The sequence below is a fragment of the Kitasatospora sp. A2-31 genome, from assembly GCF_022288725.1.
GTDB lineage: Bacteria > Actinomycetota > Actinomycetes > Streptomycetales > Streptomycetaceae > Kitasatospora.
In genome coordinates this window covers 186,567-207,658 of sequence record NZ_JAKNTA010000005.1, presented here as the reverse complement: position 1 = coordinate 207,658, position 21,092 = coordinate 186,567, and the positions used below count along the sequence as shown (strand labels likewise).

Sequence of the window (21,092 nt, the reverse complement as noted above, 5' to 3'; positions counted from 1 at the left end):
GCACGACGGTCCTCCCCCGGCGACAGTATGCTGACGGGCCTCGACTCCGTCCGCTCCCGGGCCCCTTCCGGCCCGGGGCCGGGTCGGGTTCCGGACCGCACCTGGGGGAGCTCCGTGGACGTGCAGATCGTGGTGGCCGGCGACGAGACCGCCGCCGAGGCCGAATCGCTCGCGGACTGGCTGCGCGGCGAACCCGGACTCGCGGGCGTCGGCCTCACCGGGCGGCCACCCGCACGCGGCGAACTCGGCTCCGTCCTGGACACCCTGACGGTCGCCCTCGGGGCCGGGGGCGCCGTCTCGGTGCTGGCCGCCTCGCTGCGCACCTGGTTCGCCCAGCCCCGGCGCAGCGACGTCCGGCTCCGGATCCGGCGACCGGGCGGCGAGTCGGTCGAGATCGACGCGAAGCGGGTGGGCGCGGCCGAGCTGGAGACCGTGCTGCGCCAGGTGCTCGACCGCGACGAGACCGGGCAGGGGTGAGATGCGCCTGCCGGATCCCGAGCGGTCCCGGATCGTCCTGATCGGCGCGGGAACGTACACCGATCCGCAGCTCCCGGACCTCGACACGGTGCCGCGGACCATCACCGACCTCGCCGCCCTGTTCACCGACGCCACGCACGGACTGGTGGCCGAGAAGCACTGCACGGTCCTGCTGGACGACGGCGACCTGCGCACGGTCGGCCGCCGCCTGCGCACCGCCGCGCAGGAGGCCGAGGACCTGCTGCTGGTCTACTTCGCCGGGCACGGCCTGGTCGGCGGCCGTCGCCACGACCTCTACCTCGCCCTGACGGACAGCGAGTTCGCGGCCCCGGAGTTCAACTCGCTGGAGTACGACAAGCTGCGCAGCGCCGTCCTCGACAGCCCCGCGGCCGCCAAACTCATCGTGCTGGACTGCTGCTTCTCCGGCCGCGCCGTGACCGACTCGATGGCGGGCGCCGCCGGCGACCGGATCGACCGCCTGGAGGTGGCGGGCACCTACGTCCTCACCTCGGCGCAGCGTGACCAGGTGGCCCTGTCCATCCCCGGGGAGCCGCACACCGCGTTCTCCGGACGGCTGATCCGGCTGCTGCGGGAGGGTGTCGTGGGCGGCCCCGAACTCCTCACCGTGGACGACCTCTACCACCGGCTCACCAGGACGATGACCGCCGAGGGCCTGCCGGTCCCCCTCAACCGGGGCACCCGGACGGCCAGCCTCATCGCCCTCGGCGGCAACCGCGCCTTCACGGCGACGGCCGCCCCCGAGCTGCGCCGGCGCCGGGCAGCGGCGGAGCGGCGGGGCCGGGGGGCCGGCGACTGGCGGGGCGCGGTGGAGGAGCTGGAGCGCGTGCTCGCCGAGCAGACCCGGCTGCTCGGCGCCGGCCACGAGGACACCCTGCGCACCCGGCAGACCCACGCGCTCTGCCTCGGCGGCGCCGGCGATCCGGCCGGTGCGGCGCAGGCGCTGGGACCGGTTCTGGCCGAGCAGACCCGGCTGCTCGGCGCCGACCACGAGGACACCCTGCGCAGCCGCCAGTACCTCGCCGTCGGCCTCGGCGAGGCCGGCCGGCGGGAGGAGGCGATCGCCCTGCTGCGCGTGCTGCTCGCGGACCGCAGCCGCGTCCTCGGCGCCGAGCACGAGGACACGTTGTCCAGCCGGCACGTGCTGGCCCGCAACCTCGCGCACTGCGGGCTGCCGGGCGCGGTGGAGGAGGCGGTGGCGTTGCTGCGGCAGTTGACGGCGGAGCGGGACCGGGTGCTCGGCGCCGACCATCCGCACACCCGCCGGACCAGGGCGGACCTGGAGGCTCTCGGGGGAGGCGGGGACGGTGATTGAGCGCTATTCGGACTCCGCGCGGCGCACCCTCAGCCTGGCCGACGAGGAGGCCCGGGGACTCGACCACCACTACCTCGGGACGGAGCACCTCCTGCTGGGTCTGCTCCGCACCGGCGAGAGCGTCGCGGCCCGGGCCCTGGACAGCCTCGGGGTCTCCGCCGACGCCGCCCGAAGGGCCGTGGAGAACTACATCGGCAGGGGCCGGGACACGCCGACCGGCCACATCCCCTTCACGCCACGGGCCAAGAAGGTCCTGGAACTGAGCGACCAGGAGCGCCGGCAGCTCGGCCACGCCCTGATCGAACCCGAACACCTCCTGCTCGCCATCGTCCGGCAGGGCGAGGGAGAAGCGGCCCGGACGCTGGTCGGGCTGGGCACGGATCTCGACACCGTGCGTGCCCGGGTCATGCAGGTCACCGCGCCCGACGCGCCCCCGGCCCCGGCTCCGGCTCCGGCCCCGGCCCCGGCCCCGGAACGCTCCCTCCTGGAACAGCTCTCCCGCGACCTCGGTCGGGACGCCTCGGACCCCGGCGCCGCCCCCGTGATCGGCCGGCAGCACGAGGTCCGGCGGATCGTGCAGGTCCTCTCCCGCCGGGAGCAGAACGTCCCGCTGCTGGTCGGCCCGCCGGGGGTCGGGAAGTCGAGCGTGGCCCTGGGGCTGGCCCGGGCCATCGCCGCGGGCCACGTGCCGGGCGACCTCGCCGGCCTGACCGTCCGCGTGCTCGACCTCGGCGCGCTGTTCACCGACCCGCGGCACGACGGCCGGTTCGGCGAGCTGATGACCGGCATCCTCGACGAGGTCCAGCGTGACGACCGGCTCGCCCTCTTCCTCGACAACGCGTTCACCGTCCTGCAGACCCAGGACGGACGGGCGCCGGCCCTGGCGTTCCTCCGGCCTGTCCTCGGCCGCCCCGGCGTGCGGGTCATCGCGGCCTGCACCACTGCGGAGTACCGGCAGCGGGACCCGGACGCCGGCCTCGACCGCCTGGTCCAGGTGCTCACGGTGGACGAGCCGGCGATGGAGGAGGTGATGGAGATCCTCCGGCAGGCCGCCCCGCGGCTGGCGGAGCATCACGGCGTGCCGATCCCGGACGAGGTGCCGGCACAGGCCGCACTCCTCGCCCGGGAACTGCTGCCCGACCAGGCGCTGCCCGGATCGGCGATCGCCCTGCTCGACGAGGCCGGCGCGCTGGCCCGCCTGCGGTCTGCCGATCCGGCCGGCCTGCAGCGGTCGCGCAGGCTCACCGAACTCCGCGAGGCCCGCACGGCCGCCCTCCGGCAGCAGGATCAGGCGCTGGCCGACTTCTATGGCGCGCTACTCGTCGACGAGTCGTCCTCGACGGACCCGCAGCGTCAACAGGCCACGGAGCACGACGCCGGGGCCGACGCCGGGGCCGGGGCCGGGGCCGGACGGGTCACCGTCTCCGACCTCGCGGACGCCCTGGCAGCCCGTACCCCGAGTGCGCCGGCCGTCGAGCGGCCCCGGCTCGCGCCGCCCACCCCGCACGACCCGTCGGTCTGGGCGATGAGCTGAGCCCAGGTGGCGGCCGGCCCCCGGCCTTGCCGTCACCAGCCGCCGCGGCGCCGGTCGAGGACGGCCTGGAGGCGGCGGACCTCGGCGACCAGCCGCGGCACGTCCTGGCGGGCGGCGGCGATGAATTCGAGGTCCGCGTGGAGCAGGGGATCGCGCGAGGCCACCTGGTCGGCGCCGACGTACCGGCGCACGTAGATCGCCTCGTCGGTCTCCGCGTCGGGCTGGATCTCGATGAAGCTTTCCCCGCCGAGGCCCCGCTCCGGCCCCTCCAGTCTGGCCAGCCACGGGCCCGGCGCGGCTGCGGCCGCGCGCCGTTCGATGGTGGTGAGTTCGTACTCGGTCAACGGTCCGTCAGAAGCCATACGGTGATCCTCCCCGGCGGGGGTCCGGATGTCCACGGGCCCTCTCCGCAACGGTGCGTGAACCGGACGGGGCCCCGCGGTGCTGCCGCCGCCCCGGCCGGCGATCGGCCCCACCGCGACGCATGCGGAGCGCCCCGGCTCGGTGCGGGCGAGCCGGGGCGCTGGACAGGGTGGAGCGGGGTGGGGCGGGGTGGAGCAGGGCGGCCCGGACGGGCCGCGGCGGCTCAGGACTTCGACGCGGCCGGGCTCGGCAGGGAGCCGGTCAGGAGCGGCCATTCGCGGTGGAACGGCGGCAGCGGGAGCTTGCCCTCGATGATCGGGGTGCCGAAGATCTTGAGGTGCGCGGTGAGGGCTCCGTTCAGGTCGACGCCGCCGAGGAGCGCCCAACCGCCCTTGACCTGGGGCTTGCCACCGGGCAGGTCGACGGCCAGTTCGCCGTCGGCCTGGGCGCGCAGGTAGGGGGCGACGGTGGCCTCGACGCCGACCGTGTCGTAGAGGCCGACGCTGACCTCGGCACCGAGCGCGGCCCGGACGGCGGCCTTGCCGGTGACGCGGACGTGGACCGGGGAGACCTTGGTGTCGGCGGCGTCCGTCACCGGGGACCAGCCGCGGCCGCCGGTGTAGTCGGAGCGGACCGACCAGGTGCCGGTGATCTCCTGCTCGGCCTCCACGTGCACCTGGCCGTCGGCGCCGATCTCCAGGTAGCAGGTGAGCCCGAGGTTGACCACCACCGGCAGACCCGCCACGGTCACGACCGGGCTGGCCTGGAGCTTGGCGAACGGCAGGCGGATCGGGGCGGCGCCGGTGCTGCGACGGAGGTCGCCGCTGACCTTCCACTGGGCGTGGGCGCCCAGGTCGAACCCGATCGACGCGGTGCGCGGGGTGCCCACGCCGGCCCCGTGGTACGCGAAGTGCAGCGAGGGTGCAGCTGGACGGACGCGGCGGCGTCGGCGCTCAGGCCCTCGGGCAGCGGGATCGGGGCCTTGACGTCGACCTCCAGGGTGCCGGAGGCGTCGGCGGTGGTGGTGCCGCTCTCCCGGGCGACGGTCGCCTTGAGGTCCTTGACCAGCGGGGTGACCTTGATGCCGTTCGGGTCGACCGGGACCTGCCCGTCGGCCTCGGCCTTGCCCAGCAGCTCGGAGAGGGTCGCCGGGCGGGTGGACAGGGTGACGGCCCCGCCGCCGGCGGACTTCACCGCGGTCACGGCGACCAGCGCGCCCTGCGGCGCCGCCTCGGTCGGCGGGCTCGCGATCAGCTGGCCGGGCTTGACGGCCTCGGCGGGCGAGGGGCCGGCCGAGGGAGTGGCCGACGCGGTCGCCGTGGCAGTGGCGGACGGTGCGGCGGACGACGACGCCGACGGCGCGGCCGACGGACCGGTCGCCTGTGCCGCCGTCAGGACCGCCGTGCCGGCGGCCGGGTCGTAGGCGGTGAGCTGGAGGTTCTTGGCCTCCGGGGCGACGGCCGCGCCGTCCTTGCCCGGCGCCCCGACCGCGGCCTGCTGAACGCCCGGCTGGGCGGCGGCCACCGGGAGGGTGCCGGGCGCGGGCCCCCCGGCGGCGGGCGCCGCCGGGGCGGACCCGGTCGGCGCGGCGGCCGGGGCGGTGGCGCGGGCGTGCGGGACACCGGACGGCCGGGAGGCCGCCGGGCTCGCGGCGGCCGCGGAAGGGGAGGCCGCGGCGGCGACGGGGACCGCGCCGGGACCGTCGACGGTGATCGAGGTCGCCTGCTGCGTGCCCGAGGTGGGCCCGCACGCGGCGACCCCGAGCAGCAGAAGCGAAACGAGGGCAGGGCGGACCGCCGTGCCGAGGGGACTCTTCAACGGAACTCTTTCGAAGCGGCGGACGCGCACACGACTGCCCGGGAACCAGTGGCTTCAACGGCGGCCCGAACGGCCGCGCGAGCGCCATGTTACTGACGGGGAATAACCTTGTCGAAGACATGAAGACTGGTCGGCCAACCGCCGGACCGTTCGACAACTACCGCCGCACGAGCGTCAGTTGAGTACCGAAGAAGGCCCGCCCCCGCCCTTCGGCGGGTGGTCCACAGCCCGCCGATCCGCCGACCGGCGGACCCGCACCCCCGCCGTTCGACCGGGCTCGGGCGGGCGGTTCCCCGCCAGGAGACGACACTCTCACCCGGCCCCCGCAGGATGGGTTCCGACCGGACACAGCACCGCCACAACAGTCCGGAGCCCCGCGGCGCCCCCGCCGCAGCCACCCCCGACACCACGCTCCGGCCCGCTACCGCCGGGCGGCGCCCGCCGGGCTCCCGTCCCGGCCGGGGCGCCGGTCCGCGGCCGCCCGCAGCGCCGCCGCCGTGGGCTCGTCGGCCGGCAGGAAGGCCTCCAGCTTCAGCTCCGCGAGGGTGATGTCGACGGCGGTGGCGAAGGTCGTCACCGTCGTCATCAGGTGCAGGTCCCCGAGCGAGCTGCGCAGGTGCAGGGGGACGGCGAAACCCAGGTGGTCGGGTCCCGGCGTCCCCGACGCGGGCACGTAGGAAGCCAGTTCGGCGTGCAGCTCGCCGAGATGGGCGGTCCGCTCGACGACGTGTCGGGCCCACGCGGGGAAGTTGCGGATGCGCGGCGCCATGCCGTCGGGGTGCAGGGCCAGCCGGTAGGCGTTGGTGCCGGGACCGACCAGCGCCGGGTCCGCGCCCTCGGTGATCAGGTCGAGCGCCGCGTTGGCGGCGACCACGTCGCCCCGCCGGTCCACCACCAGGGCCGGGTAGGGCAGATGGCCGGCGAGGATGTGGTCGATGGCCGCCCGCACGGGAGCGAGGTCCGGCCCGTCGAGCGGGCTCTCGGAGTAGGCGGGGGCGTAACCGGCCGCCAGCAGCAGCTCGTTGCGCTCCCGCAGCGGCAGATCGAGCGATTCGGCGAGCCGGACCACCATGCCCCGGCCCGGCACCGACCGGCCGGACTCGATGAAGCTGAGGTGGCGCTGGGTGGTTCCGGCGCGGGTGGCGAGGTCGAGCTGGCTGACCCGGCGCCCGGTACGGCGCTCGCGGAGCGTCTGGGGAAAGTCCACGAGGACGTTCTAACCCACCGGACGACGAACCGGCCATTCCTTCCAGGGAATTGAGAGCGATTCCCCCACCGACGAGGATCGCGGCATGGACATCGGTGTGCTTCTTCCGACCGGCCGGGCCCAGTGGGGCGCCGCCGGCGACCCGCGGGAGCTGTTCGGCTTCGCCCGCCTCGCCGAGGACTCCGGCTACTCGTCGCTCTTCGTCAACGACTCCCTCCTCGGTCCGCGGATCGAGGCCCTGACCATGCTGGCCGCCCTCGCCCCGCTCACCGAGCGGGTGACGCTCGGCACCGGCGCCCTGCTGCCGGTGCTGCGCCGGCCCGTGCAGACCGCGCAGGCGCTCGCCTCGGTCGACCTGCTCTCCGGCGGCCGGCTGACCGTCGCGGTCGGCGCCGGCTTCCCCGGCCGGTTCGGGCGGCCGCTGCACGAACTGTCCCAGGTGCCGTGGGAACGCCGGTTCGCCCGGCTGGACGAGACGGTGGCGCTCTGGCGGGCGCTGTGGAGCGGGGCCACCGCCTTCCGCGGCGAGTTCCACGACTTCTCCGCACTCCCGTCGACGACCGCGCCGGCCCGCCCCGGCGGCCCCCCGATCTGGCTCGGCGGCGCGACCCCGGCCGCACTGGCCCGCACCGGCCGGCTGTACGACGGCTGGCTCCCCTACCCCCCGGATCCGGCCGACTACCGCTCCGGGCTGGCCGACGTCCGGAAGGCCGCCGCCGGGGCCGGACGGCCGGAGGCCGGCATCACCCCGGCCCTCTTCGTGTCCGTCCGGATCGACGCCGACCCGGCGCTCGGCCGGCGCGCGCTCGACGCCTACGCCCACGCCGTCTACGGCATGCCGCTGGCGGAGCTGGAACGGATCCAGGCGGTGGTCGCCGGCACCGCGACCGAAGTCGCCGCCGCGCTCGCGCACTACCGGGAAGCGGGCGCACGCCACGTCGTCGCCCGGCTCGGAGCGCTCGACTTCGCCGACCAGCACGACCAGCTGCGCCGGCTCGCCGAGCTCCTGCCCGACCTGTCCCTGCTCTGACCGCCCGTCAGATACCCTTCCGGGCAGCCACCGCACCGGCGTCGATGGCCGCCAGCAGTGCCGCGTGGTCGGCCTCCGTCCGGTCGGCGTAGCGGACGGAGAAGTCGGCGATCGCCTCCGCGAAGGTGTCGGAGGTGCCCAGGTAGCCGGCGATCGCCAGGCGGTCGCCGGAGCGGGCGTGGGCACGGGCCAGCGCTCGGCCGCAGAGGTCGGCGTAGGCGCGCAGGACGGACGGGGGCATGTCGGCGACGTCCGCCGAGCCCTTCATGTCGCGCAGCTGCCGGCCGTAGAAGTGCCGGCCGGCCGTACCGGTGGTCCAGCCGAGGAAGATGTCGCTGGCGGCCTGCATCAGGCGCTGACCGGTGACGACGCGCCGGCCACCGTGGACGACCGGCGCCTCGGCGTGCGGGCGGGAGGCGGGCAGGTGCTCCTCCAGCACGGACCGGCCGGCCTCCTTGACCTGGAGGAACAGCGGGTCCTCGGCGTCCCGGCCCTCCAGCAGGACGATGAAGCAGCGCGTGCCGACACTGCCGACGCCCACCACCTTGCGGGCGGCGTCCACGAACCGGAACCGGTCGAGCAGCACCCGGCGGTCATCCGCGAGGGTGGCGCGGTAGTCGCTGAAGATCTTGCCGAGCCGCCGCAGCTCGGTCCGCGGGACCGGCTCGATCAGCGGCGGGTCACTGATGATGCGGCGGTGGCCGTCCTCCGTCGTCTCGGTGAGCTTGCCGAAGGCCTGCAGGCTGGTGCGACGCCGGGCGTGCTCCAGGCCGGCCTCCAGCTTGGCCCGGCGCTTGCCCTTGCGGACCAGCGGGAGGAGGTCCTCGGTGTCGATCCGGGCGTACCAGACGTCGAGCTCGGCCATCCCCGCCAGGCGCCGGATAGCGGTCGCGTAGCCCTGCCCGGCGGTGAGCGCGGCCCGGCGGACGCTGCCCGCGTCCTGCCCGTTGGCCCGGGCCGCGACGGCCACGCTCGCGGCCAGGCGTTTGACGTCCCACTCGAACGGGCCGGGGTAGGTCTCGTCGAAGTCGTTGAGGTCGAAGAGCAGCGACCGCTCCGGCGAGGCGTACACGCCGAAGTTCAACAGGTGGGCATCGCCGCAGAGTTGGACGGTGATGCCGGTGTCGGGCAGGGCCGCGAGATCGGCGGCCATGATCGCGGCGGCGCCGCGCAGGAAGGCGAACGGGGAGTCGGACATCCGGCCGTAGCGGATCGGCAGCAGTTCGGTGAGGCGGTCGGCGCCCTGCCGCTCCAGCACGCCGATCGGGTCCGGGCGGTCCGCGTCCGGGATCCAGCGGCCGTGCGCGGAGCGCGGGACCCGGTCGCGCGCGGCCCGGCCGCGCCGGCGGCGTTCGGCGGGACTGGTCATGCGCTCCTCCAGGTCGTGCCGGGCGGGTGCCTCCTGCTGGCGACGCTAGGTCACCCGCCGGGGCCCGGCACGTCGGGGCGCGGGCGGGCCGTTCCCGGGCCCGCCCGCGCTCCGCCGGCCGGGTGACGGCCGGGGGTCCGACCTGGGGTACGACCGGGGGTCCGGCCTGGGGTACGGCCGGGGGTGCGGCCGGCCCGCGGTTCCCGGGACAGCCGCTCACCGCCACGACCCCCTCACTCCACGACGAAGTCCGCCATCATCGCCATGTCCTCGTGCTCCAGGTTGTGGCAGTGCAGCATGTACGTGCCCGGGTAGTCGGTGAAGCGGACCAGCACCTCCACCGACTCGGCCGGCCGCAGGTCGATGGTGTCCTTCCACCCCGCGTCGTACGGGCCCGGCGCGGCGCCGTTGCGCGACAGCACCTGGAAGTGGTCCAGGTGGAGGTGGACGGGGTGGTGCACGTCCGTGAAGAACCTCCAGATCTCGGTGCTGCCGAGGGCCGGGGCGGCGACGGCACGGCCGGGCTCGTAGGCCTGGTTGTTGATGGTCCAGCCGGAGCTGCGGCTGCGCCGGAAGCCGAACCTCCGGGTGGCGACGGCGTTCGCCGGGTCGAGCCGTTCGAGGTTGCAGAGCCGCTCGGGAACGGTGGAGTCGTCCGTGACTGTGCGGGAGGAGACGTCGAAGCGCATCACCTCGGCGGTCCGCTCGCTGCCGAAGCGGTTGACCAGCCGGACCGAGGTGCCCGGCGCGAAGCGGGCGAAGTCGACGACGATCTCGAACCGCTCGGCCGGCGCGATCTCGACGGCGTCGTGCGCCACCGGGGCCTCCAGCAGGCCGCCGTCGCCGGCGATCTGGACGAGTGCGTCGCCGCCGGCGGGCTGCGGGTCGAGCTCCAGGCGGTAGAGGCGGGCGTTGGAGGCGTTCAGCAGGCGGAGCCGGTACCGCGCCCGGTCGACCGCCAGACGCGGCCACGGCGCGCCGTTGACCAGGATCACGTCACCGAGGACGCCGTTCATGTAGTCGTCGGTGACGCCGGGCACGGCGAGCGCCGGGTCGACGGCCGGGTACAGGAACGACCCGTCCTCGGCGAAGGAGCGGTCGGCGAGCATCAGCGGCAGGTCACGGTCGCCGCGCGGCAGCGGCAGGGCGTCGTCCTCGTCGTCGAGCACGAGGTGGAAGCCGGCCAGGCCGCGCCAGATGCCGGGGCCGGTGAAGCCCATCCGGTGGTCGTGGTACCAGAGGGTGGCCGCCCGCTGGCGGCCGGGATAGGTGTACGTGCGGTCGCCGTCCGTGGTCCGACCGAACGGCACCTGCGCCATCCCGGGCATCCCTGCCATCCCCGCCGTCCCCGCCGCCCCCTGCAGGTCGCTCGACCGGGCCGCACCGGCCAGGTGGGCCGCGTGGGACGTGCCGGGCGCCGGACCCGCGCCTGACGGATGGCCGGCCGCCGCCGGCAGGATCAGGTCGATCGGGTAGCCGTCGCTCTCCGCCGGGGTGTGCCCGCCGTGCAGGTGGACCACCGAGGGCACCGGCAGCTCGTTGCGGTGGCGCACCACGGCCTGCCGGCCGGAGCGGACGGCCAGGGTCGGCCCGGGGTAGCTGCCGCCGTACGTCCACATCTCGGTCGGCAGGCCGGGCAGGATCTCCAGCCGGGCGACCTGCTGGGTGATCTCGTAGTGGTCGGTGGTGCCGTCGGTGCGCACCGGGCGCAGGACGGCCGGCACCGGAAGCGGCACCTGGAACGGCTCCGGCAGGTCGACGAGGCTGTCCAGCAGCCGGCCCGGCTGGCCCTCGGCGAGCAGCCGCGCGGCGGCGGGGAGGGTGAACGCCCCGAGCGCACCCGCGCCCAGCACGGACGCGCCGAGCCCGAGGAACCGGCGGCGCCTCACTGGGCCACCTCCATGGGCCCTCCCGGGCGGGGCAGCAGTCCGCCGCCGTCGGCCCCGGGCGCCCCGTCCCGGGCCGACCGCCCGACGGGCAGCCGCAGGCGCCACGCGCCGACCGCGGCGAAGAGCGTGGCGCTCACCAGCAGCACGCCGAACAGCACGTGCAGGCCCACCGCGCGGTGGTAGCCGAGGGCGATCTGCACCGCGGTGGCGGCGGTCAGGAGGACCGGGACACCGAACGGCCAGAGCGGGCCGCGGCCGATCCAGCGGACCAGCAGCCCCGCCACCGCCTGGGCGAACGCGACGACCGCCATGGCCGTCCCGCCGGCCGCGTGCAGCGCGAGCGACTCGTAGTGGCCGTTGAGGAAGCTGCCGGCCAGTGCGCTCTGCACCACGGCGAGCACGGCCAGCGCGGTGGCGGTCGCCCGCAGCAGGATCAGCGGCCAGCGGGGGGCGGGGGCCACGGGAGGACTGCTCATGGTGGGCTTCTCTCTGCTCGGCCGGGCGGGGAACGGGAAAGCGCCCCCGGAGGCGGCTCGGGCCCCGGACGGCGCGGCGGAGAGCGTAGCTGATCATTTGTCACGATTGGCGCTGATACGCATCGTTCGCCCTGATGTCCACCCCGTCGGGCCGATCCGGACGGGGTCGTCACCCGAACGGGCGGTGCGCCGTGGTGGCGCACCGCCCGTCCCCGTCACCGCCGCCGGCTGGCTGCCGCCGCGGGCCACCGCCGGCGGATCACTGGCGGCCGCCGCCCGCCGCCACCGGCCGGGCACGGAGCAACGCCCGTCCGGGGAGGCCCGTCGCGGCCAGGCAGAGCAGCACCGCCCCGGCGGCCAGCGGCAGCGCCGTCCCGGCCGGGATGTGCGGGGCGGCGCCGGCGATGCCCCGGGTGATCGGCACCAGGGTGATCCAGGCGATCACCCCGCCCACCAGCAGTCCGGTGGCGGCCACCAGCAGCGCCTCCCAGCGCAGCATTCCGCGCACCTGGCGGCGGGTGGTCCCGGCCAGGCGCAGCAGCGCGACCTCCCGGCGCCGGTCGAGCACCGTCATCACCAGGGTGTTGGCGGCGGTGACGGCCGCGAAGCCGCCCAGTACGCCCGCCATGACCGTATTGGCCCAGGCGCCGAGCTCCCGGGCCCGGTCGGCCTGGGCCACGTAGCCGGCCCGGTCGGCGACGGTGACCGCGCCGGCCCCGGCGTGCCCGCCCCCGCCCACCTTCGTGCCGCCCTGGCCGTTCTGACCGCCCTGGCCGCCCTGGCCGCCCGACGGGGAGCCGAGGTCCGCCAGCCGGGCCGCCACCGCGGCCCGGTCCGCGCCCGGCGCGTCCGCCACCAGCACCTGGCTGTCGTAGCCGGCGGTGACGTGCTCGGCGACGGCCGCCCGCGGCAGCAGCACCTGCCCGAAGCCGAGGCCGCGCTCGTAGGTGGCGACCACCGTCGGCCGGACGGCGGTGCCGTCGCCGAGCCAGAGCGGGGCCCGCTCGCCGACCTCGACGCCCAGGTCCGCGGCGAGCGCGGCGTCCAGGGCGACGGTGTCGGCCGAGCGTCCGAGGTCGGCCAGCGAGCCGCTCCGCACACCCAGGTCGAGCACCCGGGGCAGCTTCGCCGGGTCGCCGTCGATGCCGAGGGCGTTGACGCTGGAGAGCGTGTCGCCGCTGCGGTGGACCACGCCGGTGCGCAGCACGCCGACGGCGGCCTCCACGCCCGGTACCCGGGCGGCCCGATCGGCGGTGCCGGCCGGCAGCCCGGGGCCGGCCGGGGCGACCACGTGGTCGGCGGTGATGCCGTCGCGCAGCTGCTCGCCCGTCACGTGGCTGAGCGTGGTCTGCAGGAAGAGCAGCGTCCCGCAGAAGGCGGTGACCATCACGATCGGCGTGATCGCGGAAGCCAGCCGGCGGGCGTTGGCCCGGCTGTTGTCGGCGGCCAGCGAGCCGGGGGCGCCGCCCCCGAGGCGCAGCGGGGCGCCGAGCAGCCCGGCGGCCGTCCGGGCCACCCAGGGCCCGAGCAGTGCGGTGGCCAGCAGGAAGCACATCACCACGCCCAGCGCGGTGTTGGCGGCGTTGGTCCCGTCCAGGCCGGCCGCGACCCCGGCGAGGGCGACTCCCCCGGCGGCGAACAGCAGCCCGGCGACGGTCCGCACCCTGCCCGGTCGGCCGGGCTCGACGGCGGCCTCGCCGAGCGCCTGGCTCGGCCGCAGCCTGGAGGGCCGGCGGGCGGCGAGGAAGCCGGCCCCCAGCGCGGCCAGCGTGCAGGTGGCGACGGCGGCCAGCATCGGCACCGGGCCGACGGAGAGCCCGACCGCCCGCGGGACGGCACCGCGGTCCACCATCTCTCCGAACCACCAGCGGGCCAGGGCAAGTCCGGGGAGGATGCCGAGGGCGGCGGCGACGGGCGCCACCAGCACCGCCTCGGTGGCGATGGTGCGGCGGATCTGCCGCGGGGTCGCGCCGATCGCGCGCAGCAGGGCGAACTCGCGGGCCCGCTGGCCGGTGGCCAGGGCGACGGTGCTCATCACGGCGAAGACGGCGGTCATCGCCGCGATGCCGCCGAACGAGCCGCCGAGCCCGGTCAGCATGGCCCGGCTCTCGGTGAGCGCGGGCGTCTCGGCGGCGCCGCGGGCGGCGCCGGTGAGCACCTCGGCGGAGTCGCCGACGGCCTGGCGGACCTGCGCGGCCAGGGCCTCGGGCTCGACGCCCGGACGCGGTTGGACGGCGATCGCGTCGACCTTGCCCGGGTGGCCGGAGATCCGGTCGGCGACCGGGTCGGCGAACCAGGCGGTGGGGCGGGTGGGGGCTGCGGTCGCGGTCGCCGGCTGGGCGACCAGGCCGGAGATCCGGTAGCTGCCGCTGCCGCCGGGCGCGGTGAGCGCCACCACGGCGCCCGGCGCGAGATGCGCGGCGCGCGCGCTGTCCGCGTCGAGGACGGCCTCGCCCGCGCCGGGGGCGCGGCCCTCGACCAGCTTCTCCTCCGGCCCGGCGATCCCGACCGAGGCGAAGCCGCGGCCGGTCAGGACGGGCAGCCCGGAGGCCGGATCGGCCGGGACCGGGAAGGCGGTGTCCGGCCGGGCCGCGGCCACGCCGGGCCGGGCGGCGATCCGCCCGGCCAGCGCCGCGTCCACCCGGGCCCGCTCGGGCAGCGCCTGCTCGACGTCGTCCCGGTCCTCACCCCTCCCGACCTCGATCGAGACGGCGGGGTCGGCCGCGACCACCACAGGCGCCGCGGCGTACCGGACCGGCGGCACGCTCGCGGTGATGCCGGTCTGCAGCAGGGTGCCGCAGGCCATGATGACGGCCGCGCCGAAGAACAGGGCCAGGAAGGTGCCCGCGAAGGACGCGGGCCGGAAGCGCACCGAGGCGCGGGCCAGACCGTTGCTCACGCCGCCACTCCCACCGGGCGTGCGGTCAGCGCGACCATCCGGTCCGCGACCGCCTGCGGGTCCGGGTGGAGGAGCTCGCCGGCGATCGCGCCGTCGGCCAGGAAGAGCGCACGATCGGTGAACGAGGCGGCCACCGGGTCGTGCGTCACCATGACGACGGTCGCCCCCATGGAGTCCACCGCCTGCCGGAGCAGGCCCAGCACCTCGTGGGCGGTCCGGGTGTCCAGCGCACCGGTCGGCTCGTCGGCGAAGACCACGTCCGGGCGGGTGATCAGCGCGCGGGCGATCGCGACGCGCTGCTGCTGCCCGCCGGAGAGCTGTCCGGGCCGCCGGCCGGCGTGCTGGCCGAGGCCCACCTGGGCCAGCAGCTCCCTGGCCCGGGAGCGGTCCTGGCGCTCGCCGGCGAGGCGCTGCGGCAGCAGGACGTTCTGCAGCACCGTCAGCGAGGGCAGCAGGTTGAAGGACTGGAAGATGAAGCCGATCCGGCTGCGGCGCAGCTTGGTGAGCTTGTTCTCGCTCAGCCGGCTGATCTCCTCGCCGCCCAGGTACACCTCGCCGGCGTCGGGCCGGTCCAGCCCGGCCGCGCACTGCAGGAAGGTGCTCTTGCCGGAACCGGAAGGGCCCATCACGGCGGTGAAGGTGCCGTGGTCCAGCGCGAGGTCGATGCCGCGCAGCGCCTGGACGGCCTCGTCGCCGCGGCCGTAGGTGCGCCGGACGCCCCGCAGCTCGATCGCGGCGCGCGAGGCGAAGTGGCCGTACTGCTCGGCGGGTTGACGGTCGCGGCGGGGTGCCATGGTGGGGCCTTCCTTCGGGAGTCGTCGCTGGTCGTCGACGTGTTCCAGGCTAGGAAGGCGGCGCCGCCGCAACCATGGAGGCCGCTGGCGGACGGGGGGTGGGGTTTTCCCCACCCCGGTCGGGGGGGGTCGCGGCCGGGGTGGGGACGAGCCCGGCCCACGCCGGCGGCGGACCACCGCCGGCCCGGACCGCCCCCGACCCGGACCGCCCCCGGTCCGGGCCGGGGAGGGGGCGGTGCGGAGGCCCCGGCTCAGACCGTCTCGGCCCCGATCCCCTCGTACGCGGCGCGGAGCTCGGCCAGCGCCGGGTGGGCCGGGTCGAAGGCGGTGTCGTCGATCGCCGCGATCGGGCGGACGCCGACCCCCGCGTTGAGCGCGAAGGCCGCCGCGTAGCGGGCCGGGCCGCTGCCGGCGTCGACGCGCTCGCGCCGCTGCGGCCCGGGGTGGGCGCCGGCGAGCAGCGCGGCGGTGACGCCCGGGAGTGCGTCGCCCTCGGGCCAGACCACCTGCCCGTCCACGTCGAGGAAGCCGAGGTTCCAGGTGGCGCCCTCGGTGATCCGGCCGTCCGGGTCGGTCAGCAACGCGTCGTCGTAACCGTCCAGTTGGGCCAGCCGGCGGTGCCGGACGAGACCGAAGAGACCGACGTGCTTCACCTCCGGCAGCTCCCGGCGGTACGCCGCGGTGCGCACGCGCAGCGGGCCCGGGACCGCAGCCGGCGCCGGGCGGGTGGTGACCAGGAGCCGGGGTTCGGCCGCGGCGGCCGGGCGCTCCAGGCCCAACGCCGGGTCGAACACGGTGACGCGCACGATCACCGGCGCCCCGTCCGCCGGCAGCGCGCCGCGGATCCGGTCCCGGACGGCGTCCCGGTCCAGCTCGGCGGCGAACACCGTCCGGCAGTCCCGCACCAGCCGGTCCAGGTGGAGCGCGAGGCCGCGCACCCGGCCGGCCTCGGCCCGCAGGGTGGTGAAGTGCCCGTAGTTGAGCAGCCCCAGGACGGCCAGTTGCGCGGCACTCGCCGGCGCACCGTCGATCTCGATCTCGGTCTCAGCCATCCTCCGAGTCTCCCAGCCGCCCGCCGGCCGCGCCGACCCGGCGGCCGGCCGGGGCCGGGACCGCCGCGGCCGGGAGTGCGGGGGGCGGGAGTGCGGTGGCCGGGAGCGCGGGGTCCTGGAGCGCGGGGGCGGCCGCGGACCGGCGGCCGGCGCCGCGGGCCGACCGCTCGAAGTGCTCGATCTGGTGGGCCAGCCCCTCCGGCTCACCGATGTCCGCCCACCGCTCGGCCTCCGCCCACCACTGCGGGCCGCGCACCAGCGGCAGACCGGCCAGCGCGAGGTGGAGCGCGAGCGTCGGGCGGGCGTAGCCGCGCACCCAGCCGCCGGCCTGCCGGTAGGCCGCCGTCTCGTCCAGCCGCAGCCAGCGGCCCTCGCGGCCGGCGGCGAGCAGCGGCACCCAGCCGTGCGGCCCGTCCGCGACCGCCAGCACCAGCCTGCCGCCCTCCTCCCGCACCCGGTAGGGCGGGAGTTGAGGCATCCTGGAGAGGCCGATCGCCCGCTTCCAGGACACCACCCAGAGCCCGCGCCGGAGGTAGTACCGGACGGCGTGCCGCCAGGTCCAGTGCGCCTCCAGCCGGTAGCCCGGCAGGCCTTCCGTGGTCGCCGCCCGGTAGACCTCGTCGAGCGCCGCGGCGGCCAGGCCGCGGCCGCGCGCCGAGGGCCGGAGGTAGAGCGAGGAGACGGCCAGCTGGCCCGGCCCCCTGGTCCAGTTGTCCACCGCGACGGTGCCGGCCGGCGCCCCGCCCGGAGCCTGCGGGTCGAGCACCCAGTACCGGCGCCGGTACAGCTCACCGCCCGGCCACTCGCGGCCGCCCTCACCGAGCCGCTCGCGCCACTGCAGCTCGGCCGACGGGTCGAGGGCCTCCGGGTCGACGTGCTCCGCCAACTCCCCCTCCGCCAGGGAGGCGAGGTCCCAGCACGCGAACCGCCGCACCTCCCCCTCGCCCACCGCCCGCAACAGCCGCCCGCCCGCCAACCGCTCCTGCGCCCGTTCCACCGACGCGTCCCACGACCTCACCACGGCACCAACGATAGCGAGATCCGGACACCGAACGTGACCGGCTCGGCACCGAACGTCAGCGCGAAGATGCGCACCCGGCTCACCCGACCCAGGCGTACCACCGGTGCGGTGCCCCGCACGCGCCCGCGCACCGCCGCGACCCCGGCTGCCGCATCGCGCGTCAGCCGACCACCCGGCGCGCGCGCCGCCGCGCCCACCGGCGCTGCACGGGCGCGGCCGGGGGCCGGGTCAGGGCGACCGCGGCGATCACCGCGGCGCCGCCGAGCAGGGCGTTCCAGCCGACGGACTCACCGAGCAGCAGCGCACCGAGGGCGGTCGACCAGAGCGGCGTCACGTAGGTGACGGCGGCGGCCACCGCCGTCCCGGCGGTGCGGACCAGGTCGAGGTTGATGACGTAGGCCACCCCGGTGCCGACTGCCCCGAGCACCAGCAGGGCGGCGGCCGGGCCGGCGCCGGGCCAGCACGGAAGGCCGGCGGCGAGCGGCGCGACCACCGCCGACTCGGCGGCCCCGCAGACGATCTGCGTGGCGGAGAGGGCGGTGGCGGTGTACGGGCGGGTGGAGAGGTGGCGGCGCAGGTAGGCGAAGCCGGCGCCGTAGCAGCAGGTGGCCGCCAGGCAGGCGAGACCGCCACCGGCCTCCCCCGAGCCGAAGCCGTGCCAGACGCCCAGGACGGTCAGCACTCCGGCGAAGCCGAGGGCGAGCCCGGCCAGTCCGCGCGGCCCCGGCCGCCGCTCCCCCGGCACCGCGGCGACGGTGAAGAGCAGGGTGAACAGCGGGGTGGCCGCGTTCACCACCCCGGCGAGCACCGAGCCGACCCTGCTCTCGCCGTAGGAGAACAGCGCGAACGGCACGGCGTTGAGCAGCACGGCGGCCACCGCCGAGTGCCCCCAGACGGCGAGGTCGCGCGGCGCCGGCTCGCGGCGCAGCGCGAGGATCGTCCAGAGCGCCGTGGCGCCGAGGACGCAGCGCCAGCACGCCACCCAGACCGGGGGCACCCCCGCATCCACCGCCACCTTGATCAGCGCGAAGCTCGCACCCCAGATCGCCGACAGCGCCACGAACCTCGGCCACCAGCGCCGGCCCCCGGCCCTCCCGACCGCACCCGCCGCATGCACCGCGCCCGCCACGCCCGCCGCACCTGTCGCACCCGCGGGACCGACCACCCCGACCACCCCGACCTCTCCTCGCTCGCACCGGCCCCCGTCCGGCCGGTCCCGCCGAGCGCACCACGCAGGGCGGGACCGGCCGAACGGGACCCCCGTGGACAGAGGGTGGCGCGGAGGCGGATCATGAGTCCAACAAGTGGTCGGCGTCACCGGATGAGGAAGTCTCATGCCCCCGGAGGTCAATCTGGCCCAGCTCAGGGCGCTGATCGCGGTCGCCGACGCGGGCGGATTCGGGGCGGCCGCCGCAGAGCTGGGGATCAGCCAGTCCGCCGTCTCGCACGCGGTGGCCGCGCTGGAGCGGGCCCTCGGCGCGCCGGTACTGCTCCGCACCTCCCCGAGCCGGCCGACCCCGCTGGGCGAGCAGATCCTGCCGCACGCACGGACGGCGGTCGCCTCGGCCGCCGCCGTGAGCGCCATCGCCACCCGGCACTCGGGCGGCCTCACCGGAACCGTCCGGCTCGCCGCCCCGACCACCGTCTGCCAGGGCCTGCTGCCCGCCCTGCTGCAGGACTGGCGAGCGGCCCACCCCCGGCTCACCGTCCGGGTCTTCGAAGGGGAGGACGACGAGCTGTCGGTCTGGCTGGAGGCCGGCACGGTGGACGCCGCCGTGCTGGTGGACGCCGACCCCGTGCCACCGGGAGCGGTCGGGCTCGGTGCGGACTCGATGCACGCGCTGCTGCGCCGCGACCACCCGCTGGCCGGGGAACCCGCCGTCGACGTCGCCGATCTGGAGGACGACGACTTCCTGCTCTCGGAGGGCGGCTGCGAGCGCCACATCCGCGAGTCCTACCGGCGGGCCGGCGCCCGGTTCGCGCCGCGGCACCGGATCCGCGACCTGAACACCCTGATCGGCATGGTGCACGCGGGCGTCGGGGTCTCGGTGATGCCCGCGCTGGCGCTGACGATGCTGCCGGCCGACTGCGTGCTCGTCCCGATCCGGCCCGCCGTGCACCGCACACTCACCCTCACCGGCCCGGCGACCCGCCCGTGGTCCCCGGCCGTGACCGGGCTGTTGGCCGCCGTCCGGCGCCGGGACGGCGGTCTGCGCCCCGCCGCGACGGAGACCGGCGCACCGGCCGGAGCCTGATCGCCCGTCCAGAGCCTGAGCGCCCGTCCGGAGCCGGCCGCTGGACGGCGGGCCGTCCGGGGCCGGTGGACGGCGCCCGCTGACACGCCGCTGCCAGGGTCGGCCGCCCGGTGCGCACCGGCGCCCCGTCCGGTGGCACCTTGCTGCCAGACAGCCATGTGCCACCGCGTCACGACGCCGTCGGGCCCACGGATCGGCCAGTCTGGTGCTGTGTACATGATTTGCGTCCGCGCCGAGACACGGGACGGCCCGCCGTCCGGCACCGCGGTGGAGGCGACCGCCGTGCGGGAGGGGTTGGAGCAGGCGCTCCGCGGCCCCGCCCGGCTCGGCCACGCCCGGATCCGGATCACGGCCGAGGCCCTGGACGCCGTCGTCTTCATGACGGCCGGCTGCCTACTGGAGGCCGAGGCGGAGCTCCGCACCGCCTGCGGCGAACTCACCGCCGAGGGAGGCCTGTTGGCGGGCTGGCAGGTGCGGCGCTGCGAGGCCGAGTCCTGGCTGGCCCTGGGGTTGCGCGAACTGCCCAGCCGCCGCTGACCGGCGCCCCGTGCGGGGAAGCCCGGCGCTGCCGGGGTCCCGCCCGGGCACGCCCCGGCCCCGCGCCCGCCGACAGCGGGCACGGGGCCGGGGCGCCGTACCGGTTCCGGCCGGGCAGGGCCGGACCGGACCGGTGCGATCGTCAGACCCGGTCGGCCGCGATCAGCAGGTACTGGAACGAACCGTCCTTGTACGAGGAGATGAACGCCTCCTCGATCCCCGTGACCAGCGAGGACGTGGCGCGCAGCTCCCAGTAGGGCAGGGTCGCGGGGGTCAGGTCGATGACGGCCTGGGGCACCAGGCGGTTGTCGGCCATCGCCCGCAGGTACTCACGGCGCGAGTGGATGTTGCACTCGAAGTGCGCGTTGATCTGCGAGACCCACTTCGACGGCTGGCCGTAGATCGGGTTCCAGCAGCCCGTGATGGTCACGTACCGGCCGCCGACCGAGAGGATGCGGGAGTGCTCGGCGAACAGGTCGTGCAGGTCGACGTACATGCTGGACTCGTTGTTCCACGAGCCCGCCACCGAGCCGGTGGCGAACGGCATGTCGAGCATGTTGCAGACCCGGGAGCGCACCGAGTCCTGGATGCCGAGCTCCTTGGCGCGCCGGTTGGCGAACTCGGCCTGCTTCGCCGAGAGGGTGACGCCCTCGACCTTGCAGCCGAAGCGCTGGTGGGCCATCACCATGGAGCCGCCGCGGCCGCAGCCGGCGTCGACGAGCGTGGCGTCGGGCGTGACGGCACCCAGGTTGTCGAGGAGCACGTCGGCCTGGGCGGACTCCAGGCGGTGCAGTTCGGCGATGACCTTCTTCTCGCGCTCGCTGTCGTCCGGCTCGCCCAGCGAGGCGTGGTCGACGTCCCCGATGCCGTAGTGGTGGTGGTAGAGGCCGTCGACGTCGCCCAGGCGCAGGTTCACGGGCCTGGCCTCATGGTCCCAGTAGCGGGCGATGTCGCCCTGGTAGGGCGTTGCCGGGCCCGGAATGGGCGCGGTGCCGTTCGCGGTGGTGATATCGGTGAGGGACATGGATGAGCTCCTTG

General features: G+C 76.3%; 19 protein-coding genes. 6 read left to right on the top strand and 13 right to left on the bottom strand.

The features are described 5' to 3' along the window. Positions 1 to 114 precede the first annotated feature (114 nt). Genes MCM47_RS15840 through MCM47_RS15830 form a run of 3 tightly spaced genes read left to right on the top strand, consistent with a single transcriptional unit; the run spans position 115 to position 3,344 of the window. Positions 115 to 477 carry a hypothetical protein gene (locus MCM47_RS15840; RefSeq protein WP_238862258.1) on the top strand — a complete coding sequence of 121 codons (363 nt, stop codon included), beginning with the start codon at positions 115 to 117 and terminating at the stop codon, positions 475 to 477. 1 nt (position 478) lies between these two features. Next, positions 479 to 1,810, top strand: a complete 1,332-nt coding sequence (locus MCM47_RS15835) for a tetratricopeptide repeat protein (RefSeq protein ID WP_238862257.1) — start codon at positions 479 to 481, stop codon at positions 1,808 to 1,810. Beyond that, positions 1,803 to 3,344 (top strand): Clp protease N-terminal domain-containing protein, encoded by a 1,542-nt coding sequence (locus MCM47_RS15830; RefSeq protein WP_238862256.1) that lies wholly within the window; start codon positions 1,803 to 1,805, stop codon positions 3,342 to 3,344. The genes MCM47_RS15835 and MCM47_RS15830 overlap by 8 nt, the downstream gene beginning before the upstream one ends. A gap of 32 nt (positions 3,345 to 3,376) precedes the next feature. Here MCM47_RS15830 and MCM47_RS15825 read toward each other — a convergent pair whose 3' ends face one another. The 4 genes from MCM47_RS15825 to MCM47_RS15810 form a co-directional block, all read right to left on the bottom strand. Further along, positions 3,377 to 3,706 (bottom strand): hypothetical protein, encoded by a 330-nt coding sequence (locus MCM47_RS15825; protein ID WP_238862255.1) that lies wholly within the window; start codon positions 3,704 to 3,706, stop codon positions 3,377 to 3,379. Between the two features lie 224 nt (positions 3,707 to 3,930). After that, positions 3,931 to 4,452, bottom strand: coding sequence for a hypothetical protein (locus MCM47_RS15820; RefSeq protein WP_238862254.1), 522 nt, complete (start codon positions 4,450 to 4,452; stop codon positions 3,931 to 3,933). A 2-nt stretch (positions 4,453 to 4,454) separates the two neighbouring features. Then, complete coding sequence (locus MCM47_RS15815) at positions 4,455 to 5,525, bottom strand: hypothetical protein (protein WP_238862253.1); 1,071 nt, start codon at positions 5,523 to 5,525, stop codon at positions 4,455 to 4,457. Positions 5,526 to 5,946: 421 nt separating this feature from the next. After that, positions 5,947 to 6,732: a helix-turn-helix domain-containing protein gene (locus MCM47_RS15810; RefSeq protein ID WP_238862252.1), complete on the bottom strand. Its 786-nt coding sequence runs from the start codon at positions 6,730 to 6,732 to the stop codon at positions 5,947 to 5,949. Positions 6,733 to 6,817: 85 nt separating this feature from the next. On the opposite strand from MCM47_RS15810, the gene MCM47_RS15805 reads away from it, so the two are divergent. Continuing rightward, complete coding sequence (locus MCM47_RS15805) at positions 6,818 to 7,762, top strand: LLM class flavin-dependent oxidoreductase (protein WP_238862251.1); 945 nt, start codon at positions 6,818 to 6,820, stop codon at positions 7,760 to 7,762. 7 nt (positions 7,763 to 7,769) lie between these two features. Here MCM47_RS15805 and MCM47_RS15800 read toward each other — a convergent pair whose 3' ends face one another. The 8 genes from MCM47_RS15800 to MCM47_RS15765 form a co-directional block, all read right to left on the bottom strand. After that, positions 7,770 to 9,131, bottom strand: coding sequence for a DUF2252 domain-containing protein (locus MCM47_RS15800; protein WP_238862250.1), 1,362 nt, complete (start codon positions 9,129 to 9,131; stop codon positions 7,770 to 7,772). Positions 9,132 to 9,364: 233 nt separating this feature from the next. Beyond that, a complete protein-coding gene (locus MCM47_RS15795; protein ID WP_238862249.1) occupies positions 9,365 to 11,020 on the bottom strand; it encodes a multicopper oxidase family protein in 1,656 nt (551 codons plus the stop codon). After that, positions 11,017 to 11,496, bottom strand: coding sequence for a hypothetical protein (locus tag MCM47_RS15790; protein WP_238862248.1), 480 nt, complete (start codon positions 11,494 to 11,496; stop codon positions 11,017 to 11,019). Before MCM47_RS15790 ends, MCM47_RS15795 begins: the two co-directional genes overlap by 4 nt. A gap of 259 nt (positions 11,497 to 11,755) precedes the next feature. Then, positions 11,756 to 14,395, bottom strand: coding sequence for an FtsX-like permease family protein (locus tag MCM47_RS15785; RefSeq protein WP_238862247.1), 2,640 nt, complete (start codon positions 14,393 to 14,395; stop codon positions 11,756 to 11,758). Continuing rightward, a complete protein-coding gene (locus MCM47_RS15780) occupies positions 14,392 to 15,189 on the bottom strand; it encodes an ABC transporter ATP-binding protein (RefSeq protein WP_238862246.1) in 798 nt (265 codons plus the stop codon). Before MCM47_RS15780 ends, MCM47_RS15785 begins: the two co-directional genes overlap by 4 nt. Before the next feature lie 251 nt (positions 15,190 to 15,440). Beyond that, positions 15,441 to 16,241 (bottom strand): aminotransferase class IV, encoded by an 801-nt coding sequence (locus MCM47_RS15775; protein WP_238862245.1) that lies wholly within the window; start codon positions 16,239 to 16,241, stop codon positions 15,441 to 15,443. Beyond that, complete coding sequence (locus MCM47_RS15770) at positions 16,234 to 17,262, bottom strand: GNAT family N-acetyltransferase (RefSeq protein ID WP_238862244.1); 1,029 nt, start codon at positions 17,260 to 17,262, stop codon at positions 16,234 to 16,236. The genes MCM47_RS15775 and MCM47_RS15770 overlap by 8 nt, the downstream gene beginning before the upstream one ends. 160 nt (positions 17,263 to 17,422) lie before the next feature. Further along, positions 17,423 to 18,322 (bottom strand): DMT family transporter, encoded by a 900-nt coding sequence (locus tag MCM47_RS15765; protein ID WP_238862243.1) that lies wholly within the window; start codon positions 18,320 to 18,322, stop codon positions 17,423 to 17,425. A gap of 274 nt (positions 18,323 to 18,596) precedes the next feature. Between MCM47_RS15765 and MCM47_RS15760 the strand changes: the two genes are divergently transcribed. Together MCM47_RS15760 and MCM47_RS15755 are read left to right on the top strand one after the other, a co-directional pair. Further along, positions 18,597 to 19,517: a LysR family transcriptional regulator substrate-binding protein gene (locus MCM47_RS15760; RefSeq protein WP_238862242.1), complete on the top strand. Its 921-nt coding sequence runs from the start codon at positions 18,597 to 18,599 to the stop codon at positions 19,515 to 19,517. 210 nt (positions 19,518 to 19,727) lie between these two features. Beyond that, a complete protein-coding gene (locus MCM47_RS15755; protein ID WP_238862241.1) occupies positions 19,728 to 20,054 on the top strand; it encodes a hypothetical protein in 327 nt (108 codons plus the stop codon). 142 nt (positions 20,055 to 20,196) lie between these two features. Here MCM47_RS15755 and MCM47_RS15750 read toward each other — a convergent pair whose 3' ends face one another. Next, complete coding sequence (locus MCM47_RS15750; RefSeq protein ID WP_238862240.1) at positions 20,197 to 21,078, bottom strand: geranyl diphosphate 2-C-methyltransferase; 882 nt, start codon at positions 21,076 to 21,078, stop codon at positions 20,197 to 20,199. Between the last annotated feature and the right edge of the window lie 14 nt (positions 21,079 to 21,092).